Raw genomic sequence first — 16,479 nt, 5'->3', positions numbered from 1 at the left:
CCTTTCCCGGAGGTGCCCATGGGTTTCGCACACGACCACCACCCGCACGGCCGCGCGGACGACCAACCCGGCGAGCCCGACCCGCTGTCGCACGACAACTACGGTCCGGAGGCCCGCTACGCGGTGCGGCGGGAGGCGGAACTGCCGACCACCCGCTGGGAGGCCGAGATCGAGCGCGGCCTGCGGCTCGGGCTGCCCGGTGCCGACTCCATCGTGGACCGCCGGATCCCGACCTTCTCCCGTGGCGAACTGCCGCACTTCGCCGGCATCAACACCTTCCTGAAGGCGCCGTACGTCGAGGACGTCACCACCTGCGGCGAGTACGACGTGGCCGTGCTCGGCGCCCCGTTCGACGGCGGTACGACGTACCGGTCGGGGACCCGGTTCGGGCCGCAGGGCATCCGGAAGATCTCCGCGCTGTACGGGCCGTACAGCTTCGAACTCGGCGTCGACCTGCGGGAGTCGATCACGATCGCCGACCTCGGTGACGTCTTCACCATCCCGGGCAACATCGAGAAGACCTTCGACCAGATCTCCAAGGCGGTCGGCCACGTCTACGCCTCGGGCGCCTTTCCGGTGGTGCTCGGCGGCGACCACTCGATCGGCTACCCCACCGTACGCGGCGTCGCCGAGCACCTGGACGGCAACCTGGGCATCATCCACTTCGACCGGCACGTCGACACCCAGGAGACCGATCTCGACGAGCGGATGCACACCACCCCGTGGTTCCACGCCACGGACATTCCTAACGTGCCGCCGAAGAACCTGGTGCAGATCGGCATCGGCGGCTGGCAGGCGCCCCGGCCCGGCGTGAAGGTCGGCCGGGAGCGCGGCACCACCATCATGACCGTTACCGACTGCGTCGAGATGGGCATCGAGGCCGCCGCCGAGAAGGCCCTCGACGTCGCCTGGGACGGCGCCGAGGCGGTCTGGCTCTCCTTCGACGTCGACTGCCTCGACGCCGCGTTCGTCCCCGGTACCGGCTGGCCCGAGCCGGGCGGCTTCCTGCCGCGCGAGGTACTCAAGTTCATCCAACTCGTCGCCGAGCGGCCACTCGCCGGCATCGAGGTGGTCGAGTGCTCCCCGCCGTACGACAACGCGGAGATCACCTCGCTCATCGCCACCCGGGTCATCTGCGACACCCTCGGCTGCCTCGTGCGCGCCGGTCACCTCCCTGGGAGGAAGTCATGAGAAGCCGCTGGGGGAGAGCCATGAGAAGACGCCCGCTGACCCGACTGTTGGCGGTGGCGGCCTGCGCAGCCCTGCTCGGCGCCGTGGCCGGCTGCGGCGACGGCGGCGACTCCGAAGCCGCCGGCTCGACGACGGTACGGCTCGGCTTCAGCGCCTGGCCGGGCTGGTTCCCCTGGCAGGTCGCCCAGGAAAAGGGGCTGTTCGCGGCGAACGGCGTCGAGGTCGAGCTGACCTGGTTCGACAGCTACACCGACAGCCTCCAGGCGCTGAGCACCGGCAACCTCGACGCCAACAGCCAGACCCTGAACGACACCCTAACCTCGGTCAGCGGTGGCGCGAAGCAGACCGTCGTACTGGTCAACGACAACTCGACCGGCAACGACCAGATCATCGCGGCGCCCGGCATCGCCGACGTCGCCGCGCTGCGCGGCAAGAAGGTCGCGGTGGAGCAGGGCACCGTCGACCACTACCTGCTGCTCCTCGCGCTGGAGAAGGCCGGGCTGTCCGAAAAGGACATCACCCTGACCCCGCTGCTGACCGACGCCGCGGCGGCGGCGTTCGTGGCCGGCCAGGTCGACGCGGTCGGGGCGTTCGCGCCGTTCACCACCACCGCGCTGGGCCGGGCGGGCAGCCGGGCCGTCGCCACCTCGAAGGACTTCCCCGGGGCGATCCCGGACCACCTCGCCTTCGACAGCGGCTACCTCCGGGAGCATCCGGAGCAGGTGCAGAAGGTGGTGCAGACCTGGTTCGACACCCTGGAGTGGATCGCGGCGAACGGGGCCGAGGCGGTGGCGATCATGGCTCGTCGGGGCGGGGTGAGCGAGGCCGACTACCGGACGTACGACGCCGGCACCACGATCTTCACCCGGGAACAGAACATCGCCGCGTTCACCCCGGGCGGGGACCCGACCCACCTGGACTTCCAGGCGGACCAGATCGCCGAGTTCCTGGTCCGTACCGAGCTGGCTCCGGGCAAGCCGTCGCTGGACGGGTTGCTCGAACCGAAGTTCGTGCACGCGGTGACCTGATGGAGCGCCTGGTCAGCTCCGACGCCCCAGCGGTCAGCACCGACGCACCCGAGGTCGGCTCCGATGTGCCCGGGGTCGGCTCCGACGCCCCGGAGCGGACGACGGCACAGCGCCCGCCGACCGCCCGGCAACTCTTCGGCGCGCTGCCCCGGCGCCGTCCGGCCCGGCCGCCGGGTACGGTGCTGGCGTTGCGTACGCCGCTGCGCGGCCGGACCCGTACCGTCCTGGTGCTCAGCTCGGTCGCGCTGCCGCTGCTGACCTGGCTGCTGCTCGGCGCGACCGGGGCGGTCGACCCCCGGTTCCTGCCGCCGCCCGGAGCGGTCTGGGCGGCCGGGGTCGAGATGGCCGGCAGCGGGGAGCTGTTCACCGACGCCTGGGCCACCGTCCGGCGGATCCTCTACGGGTACGGCCTCGGCGTCGCCGTGGCGGTACCGCTCGGAGTGGCGATGGGCAGCTTCGCGGCGGCCCGGTCCGCGCTGGAGCCGGTCAGCGGGCTGCTGCGCTACCTACCGGCAGCCGCGTTCACCCCACTGCTGCTGATCTGGCTCGGCATCGGCGAGGCACCGAAGATCGCACTGATCTTCGTCGGTACCGTCTTCTTCAACATGCTGATGGTCGCCGACGCGGTCCGGCAGGTGCCGATCGACCTGGTCAACGTCTCGTACACGCTCGGTGCCCGGGGCGGTGAGGTGCTGCGCAAGGTGATCCTGCCGTACGCGCTGCCCGGAATCGTCGACGCGGTACGGGTGAACTTCGCCGCCGCCTGGGGACTGGTGGTGGTCGCCGAGCTGGTGAACAGCCAGGAGGGGCTGGGTAAGCGGATCCTGCTCGCCCAGCGGTTCACCCAGACCGACAAGATATTCGCGATCCTGGTGGTGATCGGGCTGATCGGGGTGACCGCCGACATCGTACTCCGGATCACCCGGGACCGGCTCGGGCGGTGGGTGCCGTGACCACCGGGCTGCTCGAACTCGTCGGCGTCAGCCGGATGTTCCGGCGCGACGGCCGGGACGTCCCCGCGCTGGCCGACGTCGACCTGCGGATCGCCCGTACGTCCTTCGTCTGCGTCGTCGGCGCCAGCGGCTCCGGCAAGTCCACCCTGCTCTCCCTGGTCGCCGGCCTCGACCGGCCGTCCACCGGGGAGATCCTGCTGGACGGCAACCCGGTGCGCGGACCCGGCCCGGACCGGGGACTGGTGTCGCAGGGCGGCGCGGTCTATCCGTGGCGGACGGTCGAGCGCAACGTCGCGTTCGGCCTGGAACTGCTCCGGATCGACCGGGCGGAGCGGGCCCGCCGGGTCGGCTGGTATCTGGCGGAGACCGGGCTGACCGCACTCCGCTCGGCGCTGCCGAAGCAGCTCTCCGGCGGGCAGCGGCAGCGGGTGGCCATCGCCCGGGCGCTGGCCTGCGAGCCGGACGTGCTGCTGCTCGACGAGCCGTTCGGCGCGCTGGACGTGCAGACCAAGGAGGACATGCAGCTCTTCATCCGGCGGGTCTGGCGGGACACCGGCACCACCGTGCTGATGGTCACGCACGACGTGGAGGAGGCGGTCTTCCTCGGGCAGCGGGTGGTGGTGCTGGCCAGCGACCCGGGCCGGGTCGCCGCCGACATCACGCTGGAACTGCCGGAGGAACGGGATCTCGACCTCAAGCGGACACCGGAGTTCCTGGCGCTGCGGGCCCGGGTCGAGGACCTGGTCCGGACGTTCCACCACGCTACCTGAAGAGGAGAAAGCTCGGCTGGTCATGCGGGGGTGAGGACGAGGCTCGCGGTGCGGTTGCGGGCGGGTTCGCGGAACGGGCCCTCGGACTGGTCGGCGGAGCGCAGGGTGAACGCGGTCAGCGGCAGGTCCCCGGCGTTCGCCAGCTCCCGTGCCGCGACCCGGGCCCGGGTCAACGCCGTACCCGAGCCGCCGCTGGTGCGTCCGCCCGGCACCGGCACGCTGTGCCCGACCACGGTGACCGCCACCTCGAGGTCGGGCAGCCGGCGGCCGACGGCGGCGAGCATGTCGGCGCCGTTCGCGGTCAGCCAGGCGTCGCTGCTGAACAGGCCCTTCCGGAAGTAGATCTCCACCGCGTCCGGCCGGCGCTTCACCACGACGCCGGGCAGGGTGACGCCGCGGGCGATGGCGTCGAGCCGGGCGGCCAGCGCCTGGGCTGCCGCCACCTCGGCCGCCTCCATCTGTTCGAGCCGACCCGCCAGCTCCGCGGCCCGGCGCCGCTCCGCGTCGAGGGCCGCGGTGTCCGGCGTCGAGCTGGCCACCGACGCGGTGGGCCTCGCGGTCGTCGAGGGTGGCAACGACGAGAGCACGATCACGGTACCGCCGGCGACCGCGACCGCCACCACGGCTCCGGCCGCCGCGAGGCGTACCGGTGGCGCGACCGGGCGCGGCCGGCGATCACCGGCGAGGACGGCGGCGACCGCCCGCCGGCCCGCAGCGGCGCCCTCGTGGCCCGGGTCGATCACCTGGACCGCCGCCCAGCACTCGTCCGCCTCCCGCCAGCGCCCTTGCTGGGCCCGGATCCGGGCGAGCAGGTCGAGGGTGGCCGGCTCCTCGCTCTCCACCCCGACCAGTGCCTGGGCGGCGCCGTCCAGGTCGCCGCGCCGGGCGGCGGCCGTGGCCCGGCTCACCGCCAGGTCGGTGCTCAGGGCTGGCGCGGTCACCGGCCGACCAGCCCGATGATCTTCGACTGTTCCTCGCGCGGCAGCAGCCGGACGAGCCGGGAGTTGACCGAGTCGAGCGCGCGTTCGTCGCCGGCGGCCAGCGCCTCCTTGCCCTCCCGGATGAGCCTCCGGGCCTCGTCGGCCGGCTGCATCCGGCCCTGTTGCTCGCAGAGCGCGTAGAACAGGCGTACCGACCAGCCCGGCTGGCGCCGTTCGAGTTCGACGACGAACTCGGTGACCCGCTCGGTCTCCGCCTTGATCCGCGCCGAGCTGCCGCTTTCGATCGCCTCGTTCGCGCGCTGCTCGAGTTCGGCGAGCGCCGTCCGGTCGACGGGGTGCCCCACCTCGGATACCAGGCGGCCGGCGTCAGCGAGCAGGTCACGCAGTTCCCGTACCAGCGCCGGTTGGTCGGCCGCCTCCTCGATGTCGTCGAGCTCCGCACCTACCTCGCGCAGCCGGGCTTCGGCCGCGACGGCCTCGCCCGCGTCCACGCCGGCGGCCCGGACCTGCGCACGTGCGGTGGTCAGGGTGCCTTCGTCGTCGAGCCGCCGCAACCGGTCGCGTACCTCCGGTACGTCCGACTCGTGCGACTCGCGCAGCGCGGCCACCCGCTGCTCGGCCTCGGCGAGCGCGGTCGCCAGGTCCTCCGCCCGCGGCGTGCGGACCTCGTCGAGGTTGATCTCCGCCTCGAACTGGGCCTGGATCAGCGGCACGTCGGCGACCACGGTGACGAGGCTGGAGACGTCCACCTCGAACGTCACCTCGACCTCGGTTCCGGCGGGCAGGTCGATCCGCACGTCGAGCGGGCGGATCTCCAGCATGCCGACCGGGCGGTTGCGGTCAGCGCGGTCCCGTTCGCCCTGCACCACCGGGATCCGGACCACGGCCTCGGCATCCGAGCGGCGCAGCGCCGCCGCGGTGCGGAACACCTTGCGGGCCTCGGTCGGCAGGGTCGCGCCCTTGCGCAGCAGCGGCGCGAACGCGCGGTCGGCGAGCTGGATGCCGAGCGAGTGGGTCAACTGGGGACCACCGAACTCGACCTCCCGGTGCGTGATGGAGAGCGAGTCGGGCGAGATCTTCTGTGGCGCACCGGACCCGTCCGTGAGTTCCACCGCGAACCGCGACGTCCGGCGTGGATCGATCGCGACCTCGGTCAGGAAGGCGCCCTCGGCGTTCAGCGCGACCCGGCCGGTGCGGAACGGCGGCTGCCCGTCCGGGTTGCTGAGCGTCACGCCGTACCCGGTCCAGTCCACCGGTGCGGCGGCGTGCACCTTGCCCGCCACCACGGGGGTGGTGGTCGTGACGCTCGGCTCGTACGCGAGTTGGAGTGCGAACTCGCCGGCCGCCGGTTGGAACGACGTCGGGTCCGGGCGCCGGACGGTGCTGGCGAAGATGGCGGCACCACGGGCGACCACAGTGGTCGGATCGAGGGTGGTGTCGAGGACGATGCCGAGGCCGTCGCGGCTGTCGGCGAGGCGCTCCCGCAGCCCGGGTGCGAGGGTGGTGCCGCCGACGAGCAGTAGCCGGTCGATGTCGTCCGGGCGCAGACCGCCTTCGGTGAGCGCGTTGCGGCACAGGTTCATCGCCCGCACGTAGAACGGCTCGGCGACCCGGTCGAGCTCGTCCCGCCGGAGCGTGTACTCGAACGTCTCCGTGTCACCGCCGCCGACGGTCAGTTCCACCGTCAGTTCGATCGCGTCCCGGCGAGAGAGTTGGATCTTGCCCTCTTCGGCGGCGCCCTTTAGTTTGGCGAGGTTTCCCTCCCAGACCGGGTTGTCGCGGTGGAAGTCGGCGAGGCCGAGCGCGGACGCGGCGGCGGGGGCCAGGATCCGCTCCACCACCGCCCAGTCGATGAGTTTGCCGCCCAGGTTCGGGTCGCCGGCGTGGTTCAGCACCCGGAGATCGCCGTCGCGCTTGCTCACCACGGCCGCGTCGAACGTGCCGCCGCCGAAGTCGAACACCATCCAGTACGCCCGGTCGTCGGCGTCGTGGAACCCGTACGCGAAGGCCGCCGCCGTGGGCTCCTGCACGAGCGGGCACGCGGCGCTGAGCCCGGCCAGGGTGGCCGCCTCCAGGGTGGCCTTGTTCTGGTTGAGCGCGAACGCGGCCGGCACGGTGATGACCGCCGCCTCCGGTGGGCTGCCGGTGTGGTGCGCGGCGTCCGCCCGCAGCGACTTGAGCACCTCGGCGGAGAGCTGCGGCGGCGTCAGCGTGGTGCCGGCCTTGGCGAACCGCTTGCTGGCGTCCGCCAGTCCCATCTCCAGCTTGAACTCGGCGGCCGCGTTCTTCGGGTCGCTGTGCACCCGCTCGCGCGCCCGCCGTCCGATGTGGACGACACCGGGCTTCGGGATCCACACCGCCGACGGCGTGATGTCCCAGCCGTCGTTGTTCTTGATGACGGCGACGCCGCCGTCCTCCTCCACCACCGCGATCGCGCTGTTGGTGGTGCCGAGGTCGATGCCGAAGTCGATGGTGTCACGCATGCTCGTTTCCTCCGTCAACGGGCTGGATTGGGGTGCCGACGATGACCTGCCCCATCTGGACGAGTCGGCCGTGCAGGTAGACCGACGGCCGGACGGTCTCGATGACTGTCTCGGCGGTCAGGGCGGGGTTCTCCTGGTAGACCAGGACTTCGAGTTCCCGCCCCGCGTTGAAGTCGTCGCCGTCGTGGTCCTGGACGACCAGGCCGGCGTCGGCCAGCGCCTCGGTGGACGTGCGCAGATACCGGCTGGCCTGGCGGTCCCGGGGCGAGGGCCGGTCGCCGGCCGTGGCGAGCTTTCGCTGGGCCCGCCACAGGTTCGTGACGGCCGTCGCGAGTGCCGCTTCGTCCGGCGCCTCGGGAGGTGTCTCGGGCGGCGTCTCCTGCGGCGTCTCGGGCGGTGTCTCCTGCGGCATCTCTTGCGCGGCGGGTCCCGCGTCCCGGACCGCCGTCAGCAGATCCTCCAGGCGGGCCCGTTGTGCCTCCGTCCACATCGGAGGCCGGATCCGGAACTCGCGATGATGCCGGCGCTGGCGAAGCTCCTCGCGCAGTCGGGCAATGCGTCTCACATCGTCACCCCTCGTCGCCACAGGGTCAGCTTGGGCAGGTAGCGGGCGCGCAGGTCCGGCGACAGGTCCAGCGCCTCCGCCATCAGGCTCGTCGCTCGGTCGAGCTGGCCGGCGTGCCGGGCCAGGGCCAGCGCCTCGGTGGCAAGCCGTACGGCCCGAGCCTGGGCCGGCTCGCCCTGGCTGCGAGCGGGGGCACCGCCGAGGCGCCGGTCGCGCAGTGCGGCGGCCAGCACACCGGCCGAGGCCAGTCGGTCGGCCGGGTCGACCTCCAACGTGGACAGCAGGATCCGGTCCAGCTCCGGGTCCACCTCCGGGTGGTACCGGCTCGGCGGCAGCGGCGCCCGCGCGAACCGACCCGGCGAGTACGACGAGAGCGGCCGACCGTCGTCGTAGGGGAGTCGGTTGGTCAGCAGCAGGTAGACGATGGTGCCCACCGACCACACGTCGCTGGCCCGCGAGTATCCCTCCCGGCGCAGTACCTCCGGTGCCATGAAGGCGAACGTGCCCTGGGCGCTGGCCAGCATCGTGAACGGGTCGGCGCGCTTGGCGAGCCCGAAGTCGCTGATCCGGATCCGCAGACCGCTGCCGTCGTATCCGACGAGGATGTTCGCCAGGGTGAGGTCGCGGTGCAGGATCGGCGGGTCCTGCTCGTGCGCGGCGGTCAGGCCGGCGGCGATCTGCTCGGCCGCCTCGACCGCCAGCGCCACCGGCAACGTGGGCGCGTGTGCCCGGATCAGCCGTTCCAGGCTGCCCCCGGCCACGTATTCCATCGTGAAGAATCCACGGACGCCCTGCGGCGTGCGTACGGTGCCGGCGTCGAAGACCCGGACGATGTTCGGGTGGCCCAGTGTGGACAGCAGCCGCGCCTCCTCCAGCAGGGTGCGGGTCTCGTCGAGCGAGGCGACCCGCTTGAAGACCTTCATGGCCTGCCAGCCGAGGTACTCGTGGCGTACCCGGTGCACCTCGGCGAAGGCGCCCTCCCCGAGCAACCGGTCCACCACCAGCGTCTCGGTGACCCGGTCGCCGCTCTCCAGCAGACTCACGAGCCTTCCCCCGGATCGGTGACGTTGAGCCGGTAGCCGATGCCGGTGATGGTCTCCAGGATGCCCGGAGCGGACGGGTCCGCCTCGATGGCGCGGCGCACCGCGCGTACGACGCCGGCCAGGTCGGCACGGTTGTAGGCGCGGCCGGGTGGCCACTCCTCCCGTGGACCCCAGAGCGCGGTGACGAGCTCCTCGTGTCCACACGCGACGGCCGCGCCAGCGCTGCTTCGCCCCACCATGTACCGCAGTAGCTGGTGCCCCTGCGGTCGCAGCCCGCTGACCGGGGATTCGCCGTCCTCGTCGCTGCGGTACGCCCGCGCGGCCACCCAGTCGTACCGCAGGCACGGTCCGCGCCTCGGTGCCGCCGAGGGCGACTCGAACGGCGCGGCCTGGGTGGTGTGCGGGTCGAGCAGCGTCAGCTCCCAGTACAGCGGCTCGCCGTCCGGGGACATGTCGCCGAGGATCAGCAGTGCGTCACCGTGCCGCAGTCGTCGGCTGCCCACCAGGCGATCGGTGCGCCCGTCCAGGGAGCGCAGCAGCGTGCCGTTGACGCTCGCGTTGTCGGTGACCGTCCAGCCGCCGTCGCTGAGGTCCAATGTGCAGTGCAGCCGGCCGACCCAGCGCTGCGGATCCGGCTCCAGCGCCACGTCCGGCGCGTGGTCCGGCGCGGTACGCCCGATCGTGATGGGCCCGTCGGTCAGCTCGACGCCCCGGACCCTTCCCTCCGGCGAGGTGATGCGCAACGTCACGCTCCCGCCCGTGCGCGTCGCCTCGCCCACCGTCGACTCCTTCTGCGGCATCATGTCCCGGCCTACCGTGCCCGTCCGTCGAAGGGCTGGTGGTCCTTGCGATGTGCCACGCAGGCCGCGTACATCCGCTCCTGGCTCTGCTCGCTCCACCACTCCGACAGGATCGCCGAGACCGCGAACGTGCTGGGCACCCGTAGCTGGGTCGCCAACTCTCCGCACGCCCGGCGCGCTTCCGCCAGCAGCCGTGACCGGGTCGCCTCCTCGGTGAGCCGCGCCCCGGGCGGCGGCCAGCTCAGCATCTGGTAGCCGAGGATCTCGGCCCAGTGCGGGTTGTCGCAGCGCACGATGGGCCAGACGTTGTCCGCGCCGTCGTGCTCCTGCTTGAGTTCCACGCAGTATCCGGCCGGCGCGTTGTGGTCCCGGCCCTCGCGGGACGTCACCGGCCGCAGCACGGCGAGCAGGGCGCCGGTCTGTCGCGAGGCGGCCAGGAACGACCAGCGCTCGCCGTCGGCCCGCAGCACCAGGCACGTCGCGTAGTTGGCCGCCGAGTCCGAGCGGACGACGTCGGGGGCGGGGAGGATCACCTCGGTCGTGTACAGGTCCGGCGCCAGTCCGAAGCGGATTGCCTGCTCACCGCAGCTGAAGCGCGCGAGTCCGGCCAGGTAGTCGTAGTCCGCGTCGGGCCAGGAGGCGATCGTTTCTCCCAGCCCCACATAGGCGATCACCTCACCGGTATGGCCCTGCACGCAGGGCACGGCCGCCACTGTCGAATCGCCGTCGCGCCAGTCTTCCGCGTCCCGGACGCAGATGATCCCCTGTGGAACGCCGCTGTAGTCGGCCGGGTGGATATCGACCCCGCTCTTGTCCGCGTCGGTCACCGCCTTGACTATCAGCACGAGCGCCACGACCACGACCGCGCAGGCGACGAGGCCACTCAGCGTCCTGAGGCCCCGCCTGACTTGATCCCCCCAATCCGCCCGTCTGATTGGCGGGCGCAACCGGACCGGCCGGCTGGGTTTGCCGTACGAGGTCGGTGCGCCCGCGCCCAGATCGGAGAGCATCTCGCGGATCGCCGCCACCAGCGCCTCGTCGGTGACCTGGGAGAGGATGCCGCGCAGGAACCTCGCGGCCTCGTACCGCCCACGGGTTCGCCGGATCTCGTCGACCGTGAACCGGAACTGGTCGAGCGCCCTTTCCGCCTCGTCGAAGCCCCGCAGGTTTTCCCGGACCCGGCGCTGGGTCTCCGGGTCGGTGGCGAGCTTCTCCGCCTCCGCCAGCCAGCCCCTGACCGTGCCCTCGTACTGCCCGGTCGCCCGGTTCCGGGCCAGTGCGCAGTTGTTGAGCAGTACCGCGACCTTGTCGCGGACGGCGTCCGTGCGGCGGTGCTGGTCGCGCGGCGCCAACCCCTCCAGCCGGGCCAGCGTCGGCAGCACCCGCGCGCGCATCTCGGCCACGATCTCGTCGGCGTCGCCGGAGTCCAGCCGGGTGTGCAGGTCGCGGACCGTGGACTCCAGCTCCGTGTAGAGCGGCTCGGCGGCTTCCTCGATCAACCGGTCGCGTTCCCGGGCCGGCACCGGCCACTCGGCCAGGTTCTTCCGCAGCGGAGCCGGATAGGCCGCCGACGCCGCCAACCGCAGCAGCGGGCGTACCAACGCCACCGGCAGTTCCGCGCGCAGCGCGTCGACGGTGGACGCGTCGAGCTGCTTGTCGTCGAGCCGCTGCACCCGGTGGTGCAGGTGTCGCCAGAACGATGCCGAGCGCAGCGTCTTCGTCCAGGCCGTCGCCGCCGCCGTCCACTGGCCGGGCAGCGCGCCGGAGATGGTCGCGGCCAGCAGGTCGGCCGGCTCGGCGTCGAGCGCCGCGGCGTGTGCCCGTACCGCGGCGTCGTGGTCGTGGTGGACCCCCGCCGGGCATTCGCAGCCGTCCGGCGTGCCCCACACGGCGAACACCTCGTGCACCAGCCGGCGGCGCGGATCGCCCAACACCCCGTCGAAGGCGGCGCGCACATCCTCGGCGGTCGCCGAGGAACCCTGCCAGTCCACGTCCGCGCCGACCCGCAACGCCGCCGTCAACTGCTGCTGCCGCGCTCGCGCGGTACGCCGGTCCACGTCCACCGGCAGGCCGGTGACCCGGAAGGCGTTGCGCCGGTACAGGTCCGGCCCGGCCAGCTCCCGCAGGCTGGCGACTGCCACCTCACTCACTAGAGCTCCCCAGGACGACATACTCAGGACTCAGATCGACTCGACTCTCAGGATCGTCACGCCGCGCGCCGCACACCACAGCAGACAGTTGGAAACCAGATGTACGACCTAGGGCAGCTCACCGCGGATCGGGTCCTCGCCCACCCGTTTCAGGTAGTCACCCGGGCTGGTGATGGGCCGCCCGTGGTCCCGGTACTTCTGCCGGACCCGCTCCAGGTGGGTCTTCACCGTGCTCTTCTCGATGCCGAGCCGTCGCGCGATGGCGGCGTGCGTCATGCCCTCCGCCACCCCCAGCAGGATCTGCCGCTCCCGGGGCGACAGCGCCGGACCGCGCCGGTCGTCGTCGCTCAGCAGAAACGCGTGCTCCGGCGACGTCGGCGTCTCCCCACGGTGCACGGCCCGGATCGCGTCCGCCAGATCGTGGAGATCGCGTTCCTTGGGGATGTACGCCACCGCGCCGGCCTCGGTCGCGGAGACCACCCAGCGGCGGTCCTTCACCACCGAGATGACGATCACCTGGCGGCCGGTGGCGGTCAGTTGCGCGACGTTGTGCGCCGGGTCGGTGAAGTTGCCCAGGTCGAGGTCGAGCAGCACGATCGCCGGCGCGTCGGGTCCGGCAAGGTACTCGTCCACCGACACGGCCATCGCCGTCAGCCGGATGTCGGGCGTACTGCCGAACCAGTTCGCGAACGACTGGAGCAGCATCTTCTCGTCGTCGATCGCGCCGATGGTTATGACGGTTTCCATGTGATCTCCACGGTGGTGCCCTCGCCGGGCGTACTGGTGATGTCGCACTGGCCGCCGGCCTCGACCACGCGGTGCCGGATCGAGCCCAGCAGCCCGTACCCGCTGCGGGTGGCCGAGGGCACGAAGCCGGCGCCCCGGTCGACGACAGTGACCCGGACCCCGCCGGAGCCGTCGCCACGGGTCGTCAGCCATGCCTGTCCGGTGCCCGCGTGTTTGCGGGCGTTGTTGAGCGCCTCCCGGGTCGCGCCCAGCAGCGCCTCGGTGACGTGGCCGGGCACGCCGGCCGGCAGTTCCGCCGAGTTGTGGTCGATCCGCAGCCCGAGAGCGGCCAGGTCGCGCACGACGCGCCCGAGCCCGGTGCTGAGGTCCGTCGACACCGCGTCGTCCGACCCGGTGATCAGGGAGCGAAGGTATCGCGCGTCGCGCTCGCACTGGCTGCGGAACTGCTCGGTGTTGAGGTCGATCTGCCCCATGGCGCCCACGGTCAGCGTGGAGAGCACCGTGTCGTGCAGGTTCCGGTACTGCCGCCGCCGTTCCCAGTCCCGGGCCTCCACCGACGCCATTCGGGCGGCTGCGTCGGCGGCCTGGCGCTGGGCCGCCAGGGCGGACGCGTGGGCCTCGTCCGCGGCGTGCGCCGACGAGCGCACCCAGGTCGCGGCGAGCCCGGCGGCGACGGTGAACAGGACCAGCGAGCCGATGTTTCCGGTCACGGAGGCGAGCAGCGAGGAGTCGGCGGCGAGATCCGGCCACACCCCGGCGAGGTAGCAGCCGGAGAGCAGCAGGATCGACGGTGCGGCCAGCCAGCGCGGGCCGAACACGGCGGCGAGCACGCCGGCCGCGTTGGCCGGCGCGACGGTCCAGTTCGCCCACCCGATCGCGTGGCCGGGCGCGGTCAGCCGGCCGATCACGACGAGCGCGACCCCGATGAGCAGGACGTCGGCGAGGACGGCGACCCAGGTGATGCGCCGCCCGCGCAGGGCGCCGCCGTAGAGCACGACCGACCACGCGGCGGCGACGGCGTAGAGGCCGAACACGACGCCCGGTCGCAGGTATGCCGACCGGTCGGTGGAGACGGCGGCCACCCCGGCCGCGGCGTACTGCGCGAGGCGGACCGCCCCGAACCCGCGGACCAGTACGCGTTCAGCTCGTTCTCGCCCGTTAACCGCCGACACGCCCCAAAGATTTCAAACTCCGGGAGTATGCGGAAGTCCGCCCTGCGGCGGACCCCCATGGTCAAGGCGCGCCGCGGGTCGCCAAGCCGACCTCGCCGATGGGCGGTCGTACTGTGGACACCGAACCGTCCCACCGTCGCCGGGGGACGGTTCCGTCCGATCTAGGCGGCTGCGGCCGGCAGGTCGAACGCCGCTACGGCGCCGCCGTGCAGGCTGCCCAGCCAGACGGTGTCGCCGTGCCGGCGTACTCCGGTGACCATCGAGAATCCACCGACGGTGGCCTGGAGGTCGTACCGGACCTGGCCGTCGGCGTCCAGCGCCTGCACCCAGACCGTGTCCACCGGCTTCGGTTGCAGGAAGTCCGGCAGCGCCCAGACGGCCCGCCGGACGACGGGATGCCACGGCGAGACCCGGTCCAGCAGCGCGTTCCGGGGTGAACCCATCGCGATCCAGAGCAGCCCGTCGTCGTCGCGGGCGAGGTTGTCGGGGAAGGCCGGCAGGTTGTCGGCCAGCCGGTCCACCTCTCCGGTACCCGGACCGGCCAGCCACACCCGGGTCAGCCGGTACGCCCCGGTCTCGGCCACCACCACGTACGACTCGTCGGCCGCCAGCGCCACCCCGTTGGCGAACTGGAGCCCGGTCAGCACCTCCTCGGTGTGCCCGTCCGGATGCCACCGGAGCAGGCGCCCGGTGCCGGAGTGTTCGAGCAGGTCCGCCTTCCAGTACGCCAACTCGAAGCGCTGGGACGAGTCGCTGAACCAGATCGACCCGTCGCCGGCCACCGCCGCGTTGTTGCAGACCCGCAGCGGCGCCGACCCGACCACCGTGCCGGCGGCGACCAGGGTACTGATCCGGGCCGTCTCGGGGTCGACCCGGAGCAGCCCGCGCGAGGCGTCGCAGACCACCAGTCGGTCGTCGCCGTCCACCTCGACGCCGAGCGGCCGACCGCCGGTCTCGGCGACGACCCGTGCTCCGGTACGGTCCGTCGGCAGCCGCACCAGTCGGCCGTCGACGAGCCCGGTGTAGATCCGCCCGGCGGAGTCGACCGCGACGTCCTCCGGCCCCTGGCCGGGTACGGGGTGCAGGCGTAGCGGTGGCATCGGGTGGGTGCCGCTGTGCTGGCGGGCTCGGGCCGGTGCCCGGTCCGGATGCCACACGACGGGATCGATCGACGGTCTGGCCATGGCCCATGGTATCCATCCGGATCGTTGCCGGTGCCGGTCGTGATCCGGCCGCCAGCCCGGGTCGGACCGGGCGGGTCGGCTTGACGACTCCGGCCGGACGACGATATAAACCATCTGGTTATAGAACTGAGGGGTTACGAAAGATGAGTCCGGACCTGCTCGACGCGACCTTCGCGGCCCTGGCCGACCCGACCCGGCGGGCGATCCTCGCCCGGCTGGCCACCGGCGAGGCCAGCGTCACCGAGCTGGCCGCGCCGTTCGCGATGAGCCAGCCCGCCGTCTCCAAGCACCTCAAGGTGCTGGAACGGGCCGGGCTCGTCTCCCGGGGCCGGGACGCGCAACGCCGGCCGTGCCGGTTGGAGGCCCGGCCGCTCAAGGCCGCGCTGGACTGGCTGGAGGACTACCGCGACTACTGGGCCGAGAGCTACCAGCGGCTCGACGGCCTGCTCGCCGAACTCCAGTCCGAGGGTGGCGAGGGGCGGACGCGGTGAGCGGCGGCCGGGAACTGACCGTGACCACCCCGACGGACCGGGAGATCGTGCTCACCCGCGCCTTCGACGCCCCGGCCGGGCTGGTCTTCGACGCGCTGACCCGCCCCGACCTGCTCCGCCGCTGGTTCGGCGCGCAGGGCTGGCACCTCGTCGACTGCCAGGTCGACCTGCGGGTCGGCGGCGCGTGGCGGTTCGTCTCCCGAGGCCCGGACGGGCAGGAGATGGCGCACGGCGGGACCTACCAGGTGATCGAGCCGGCCCGCCGGCTGGTCTACACCGAGCGGTACGACGACCAGTCGTACCCGGGCGACACCCTGATCAGCCACCGACTCGTCGAACGGGCCGGCGTGGCCACCCTGACCACGACGATCCGCTACGCCACCCCGGAGGGCCGGGACCGGGTGCTCCGCTACCCGATGCGGCGCGGCGTGACCGAGGGCTACCGCCGGCTCGACGACCTGCTCGCGGAGCTGGCCGAGGCCCGCTGACGCACCCCCACGGCCACCGGGCCGGACACCGATATCGACACACACAGAGAGGCAGTCATCGTGAACTGGACCCTGGAAGTGGTGGTGGTCCCCGTCTCCGACGTGGACCGGGCCAAGACCTTCTACGCCGACCAGCTCGGCTTCCACGTCGACCACGACACCCGGATCAACGACGAGGTACGCATCGTCCAGCTCACCCCGCCGGGCTCGGGCTGCTCGGTCGTGATCGGCACCGGAGTCGTACGGGACCTGCCGCCGCCCGGGTCGCTGCGCGGCCTGCAACTCGTCGTCGCCGACCTGGCCAAGGCCCGCGCCCAGCTCGTCGAGCGGGGTGTCGAGGTGAGCGAGATCCAGGTCCTCGGCAAGAGCCCGAGCCCGGTTCCGGAGCCGTTGGACAACGTCGGATTCGTCTTCTTCAGCGACCCGGACGGCAACGGCTGGGCGGTGCAGCAGATCTCCTCCCGGGGATAGCC

The 16,479-nt window shown here is 72.3% G+C and carries 16 protein-coding genes; 7 read left to right on the top strand and 9 right to left on the bottom strand.

Going from position 1 to position 16,479, the window contains the following annotated elements:
* The first annotated feature begins 18 nt into the window (after positions 1-18).
* From Pma05_RS30110 to Pma05_RS30095, 4 genes are read left to right on the top strand one after another with little or no spacing between them, the layout of a single operon-like run.
* The gene (locus Pma05_RS30110) at positions 19-1,191 is read left to right on the top strand and encodes an agmatinase family protein (protein WP_203860871.1); all 1,173 of its coding nucleotides are present in this window, start codon (positions 19-21) and stop codon (positions 1,189-1,191) included.
* A 20-nt stretch (positions 1,192-1,211) separates the two neighbouring features.
* Positions 1,212-2,219, top strand: coding sequence for an ABC transporter substrate-binding protein (locus Pma05_RS30105; RefSeq protein WP_203860870.1), 1,008 nt, complete (start codon positions 1,212-1,214; stop codon positions 2,217-2,219).
* A complete protein-coding gene (locus tag Pma05_RS30100) occupies positions 2,219-3,172 on the top strand; it encodes an ABC transporter permease (protein WP_203860869.1) in 954 nt (317 codons plus the stop codon). The genes Pma05_RS30105 and Pma05_RS30100 overlap by 1 nt, the downstream gene beginning before the upstream one ends.
* Positions 3,169-3,942: an ABC transporter ATP-binding protein gene (locus Pma05_RS30095; RefSeq protein WP_203860868.1), complete on the top strand. Its 774-nt coding sequence runs from the start codon at positions 3,169-3,171 to the stop codon at positions 3,940-3,942. The genes Pma05_RS30100 and Pma05_RS30095 overlap by 4 nt, the downstream gene beginning before the upstream one ends.
* Before the next feature lie 20 nt (positions 3,943-3,962).
* Here Pma05_RS30095 and Pma05_RS30090 read toward each other — a convergent pair whose 3' ends face one another.
* From Pma05_RS30090 to Pma05_RS30050, 9 genes are all read right to left on the bottom strand, one after another.
* Positions 3,963-4,883 (bottom strand): hypothetical protein, encoded by a 921-nt coding sequence (locus Pma05_RS30090; protein WP_203860867.1) that lies wholly within the window; start codon positions 4,881-4,883, stop codon positions 3,963-3,965.
* On the bottom strand, positions 4,880-7,366 hold the full coding sequence (locus Pma05_RS30085; RefSeq protein WP_203860866.1) for an Hsp70 family protein: 2,487 nt from the start codon (positions 7,364-7,366) through the stop codon (positions 4,880-4,882). Before Pma05_RS30085 ends, Pma05_RS30090 begins: the two co-directional genes overlap by 4 nt.
* The gene (locus tag Pma05_RS30080; RefSeq protein ID WP_203860865.1) at positions 7,359-7,931 is read right to left on the bottom strand and encodes a hypothetical protein; all 573 of its coding nucleotides are present in this window, start codon (positions 7,929-7,931) and stop codon (positions 7,359-7,361) included. Before Pma05_RS30080 ends, Pma05_RS30085 begins: the two co-directional genes overlap by 8 nt.
* Positions 7,928-8,974, bottom strand: a complete 1,047-nt coding sequence (locus tag Pma05_RS30075) for a serine/threonine-protein kinase (RefSeq protein ID WP_203860864.1) — start codon at positions 8,972-8,974, stop codon at positions 7,928-7,930. Before Pma05_RS30075 ends, Pma05_RS30080 begins: the two co-directional genes overlap by 4 nt.
* Positions 8,971-9,753: an FHA domain-containing protein gene (locus Pma05_RS30070; RefSeq protein ID WP_203860863.1), complete on the bottom strand. Its 783-nt coding sequence runs from the start codon at positions 9,751-9,753 to the stop codon at positions 8,971-8,973. Before Pma05_RS30070 ends, Pma05_RS30075 begins: the two co-directional genes overlap by 4 nt.
* Before the next feature lie 32 nt (positions 9,754-9,785).
* Positions 9,786-11,924 carry a hypothetical protein gene (locus Pma05_RS30065; protein WP_203860862.1) on the bottom strand — a complete coding sequence of 713 codons (2,139 nt, stop codon included), beginning with the start codon at positions 11,922-11,924 and terminating at the stop codon, positions 9,786-9,788.
* Between the two features lie 108 nt (positions 11,925-12,032).
* Positions 12,033-12,671, bottom strand: a complete 639-nt coding sequence (locus tag Pma05_RS30060; RefSeq protein WP_203860861.1) for a LuxR C-terminal-related transcriptional regulator — start codon at positions 12,669-12,671, stop codon at positions 12,033-12,035.
* Complete coding sequence (locus Pma05_RS30055) at positions 12,656-13,843, bottom strand: sensor histidine kinase (protein WP_203860860.1); 1,188 nt, start codon at positions 13,841-13,843, stop codon at positions 12,656-12,658. Before Pma05_RS30055 ends, Pma05_RS30060 begins: the two co-directional genes overlap by 16 nt.
* 161 nt (positions 13,844-14,004) lie before the next feature.
* Positions 14,005-15,027 (bottom strand): SMP-30/gluconolactonase/LRE family protein, encoded by a 1,023-nt coding sequence (locus Pma05_RS30050; RefSeq protein ID WP_203860859.1) that lies wholly within the window; start codon positions 15,025-15,027, stop codon positions 14,005-14,007.
* A gap of 143 nt (positions 15,028-15,170) precedes the next feature.
* Between Pma05_RS30050 and Pma05_RS30045 the strand changes: the two genes are divergently transcribed.
* From Pma05_RS30045 to Pma05_RS30035, 3 genes are read left to right on the top strand one after another with little or no spacing between them, the layout of a single operon-like run.
* Positions 15,171-15,518 carry an ArsR/SmtB family transcription factor gene (locus Pma05_RS30045; RefSeq protein ID WP_203860858.1) on the top strand — a complete coding sequence of 116 codons (348 nt, stop codon included), beginning with the start codon at positions 15,171-15,173 and terminating at the stop codon, positions 15,516-15,518.
* 14 nt (positions 15,519-15,532) lie between these two features.
* Positions 15,533-16,006, top strand: coding sequence for an SRPBCC family protein (locus tag Pma05_RS30040; protein ID WP_239313398.1), 474 nt, complete (start codon positions 15,533-15,535; stop codon positions 16,004-16,006).
* Between the two features lie 60 nt (positions 16,007-16,066).
* Complete coding sequence (locus Pma05_RS30035) at positions 16,067-16,477, top strand: VOC family protein (RefSeq protein ID WP_203860856.1); 411 nt, start codon at positions 16,067-16,069, stop codon at positions 16,475-16,477.
* The last annotated feature ends 2 nt before the right edge of the window (positions 16,478-16,479 follow it).

The sequence above is a fragment of the Plantactinospora mayteni genome (assembly GCF_016862935.1).
Taxonomy (GTDB): domain Bacteria; phylum Actinomycetota; class Actinomycetes; order Mycobacteriales; family Micromonosporaceae; genus Plantactinospora; species Plantactinospora mayteni.
The sequence above is the reverse complement of the archived record's forward strand: the minus strand, read 5'-3'. Positions and strand labels throughout refer to the sequence as shown.

Bases quoted from the DNA above. Each gene is read 5' to 3' on its own strand.
- Pma05_RS30110 (WP_203860871.1), top strand. From the start codon at position 19: ATGGGTTTCGCACACGACCACCACCCGCACGGCCGCGCGGACGACCAA.
- Pma05_RS30105 (WP_203860870.1), top strand. From the start codon at position 1,212: ATGAGAAGACGCCCGCTGACCCGACTGTTGGCGGTGGCGGCCTGCGCA.
- Pma05_RS30100 (WP_203860869.1), top strand. From the start codon at position 2,219: ATGGAGCGCCTGGTCAGCTCCGACGCCCCAGCGGTCAGCACCGACGCA.
- Pma05_RS30085 (WP_203860866.1), bottom strand. From the start codon at position 7,366: ATGCGTGACACCATCGACTTCGGCATCGACCTCGGCACCACCAACAGC.
- Pma05_RS30060 (WP_203860861.1), bottom strand. From the start codon at position 12,671: ATGGAAACCGTCATAACCATCGGCGCGATCGACGACGAGAAGATGCTG.
- Pma05_RS30050 (WP_203860859.1), bottom strand. From the start codon at position 15,027: ATGGCCAGACCGTCGATCGATCCCGTCGTGTGGCATCCGGACCGGGCA.
- Pma05_RS30045 (WP_203860858.1), top strand. From the start codon at position 15,171: ATGAGTCCGGACCTGCTCGACGCGACCTTCGCGGCCCTGGCCGACCCG.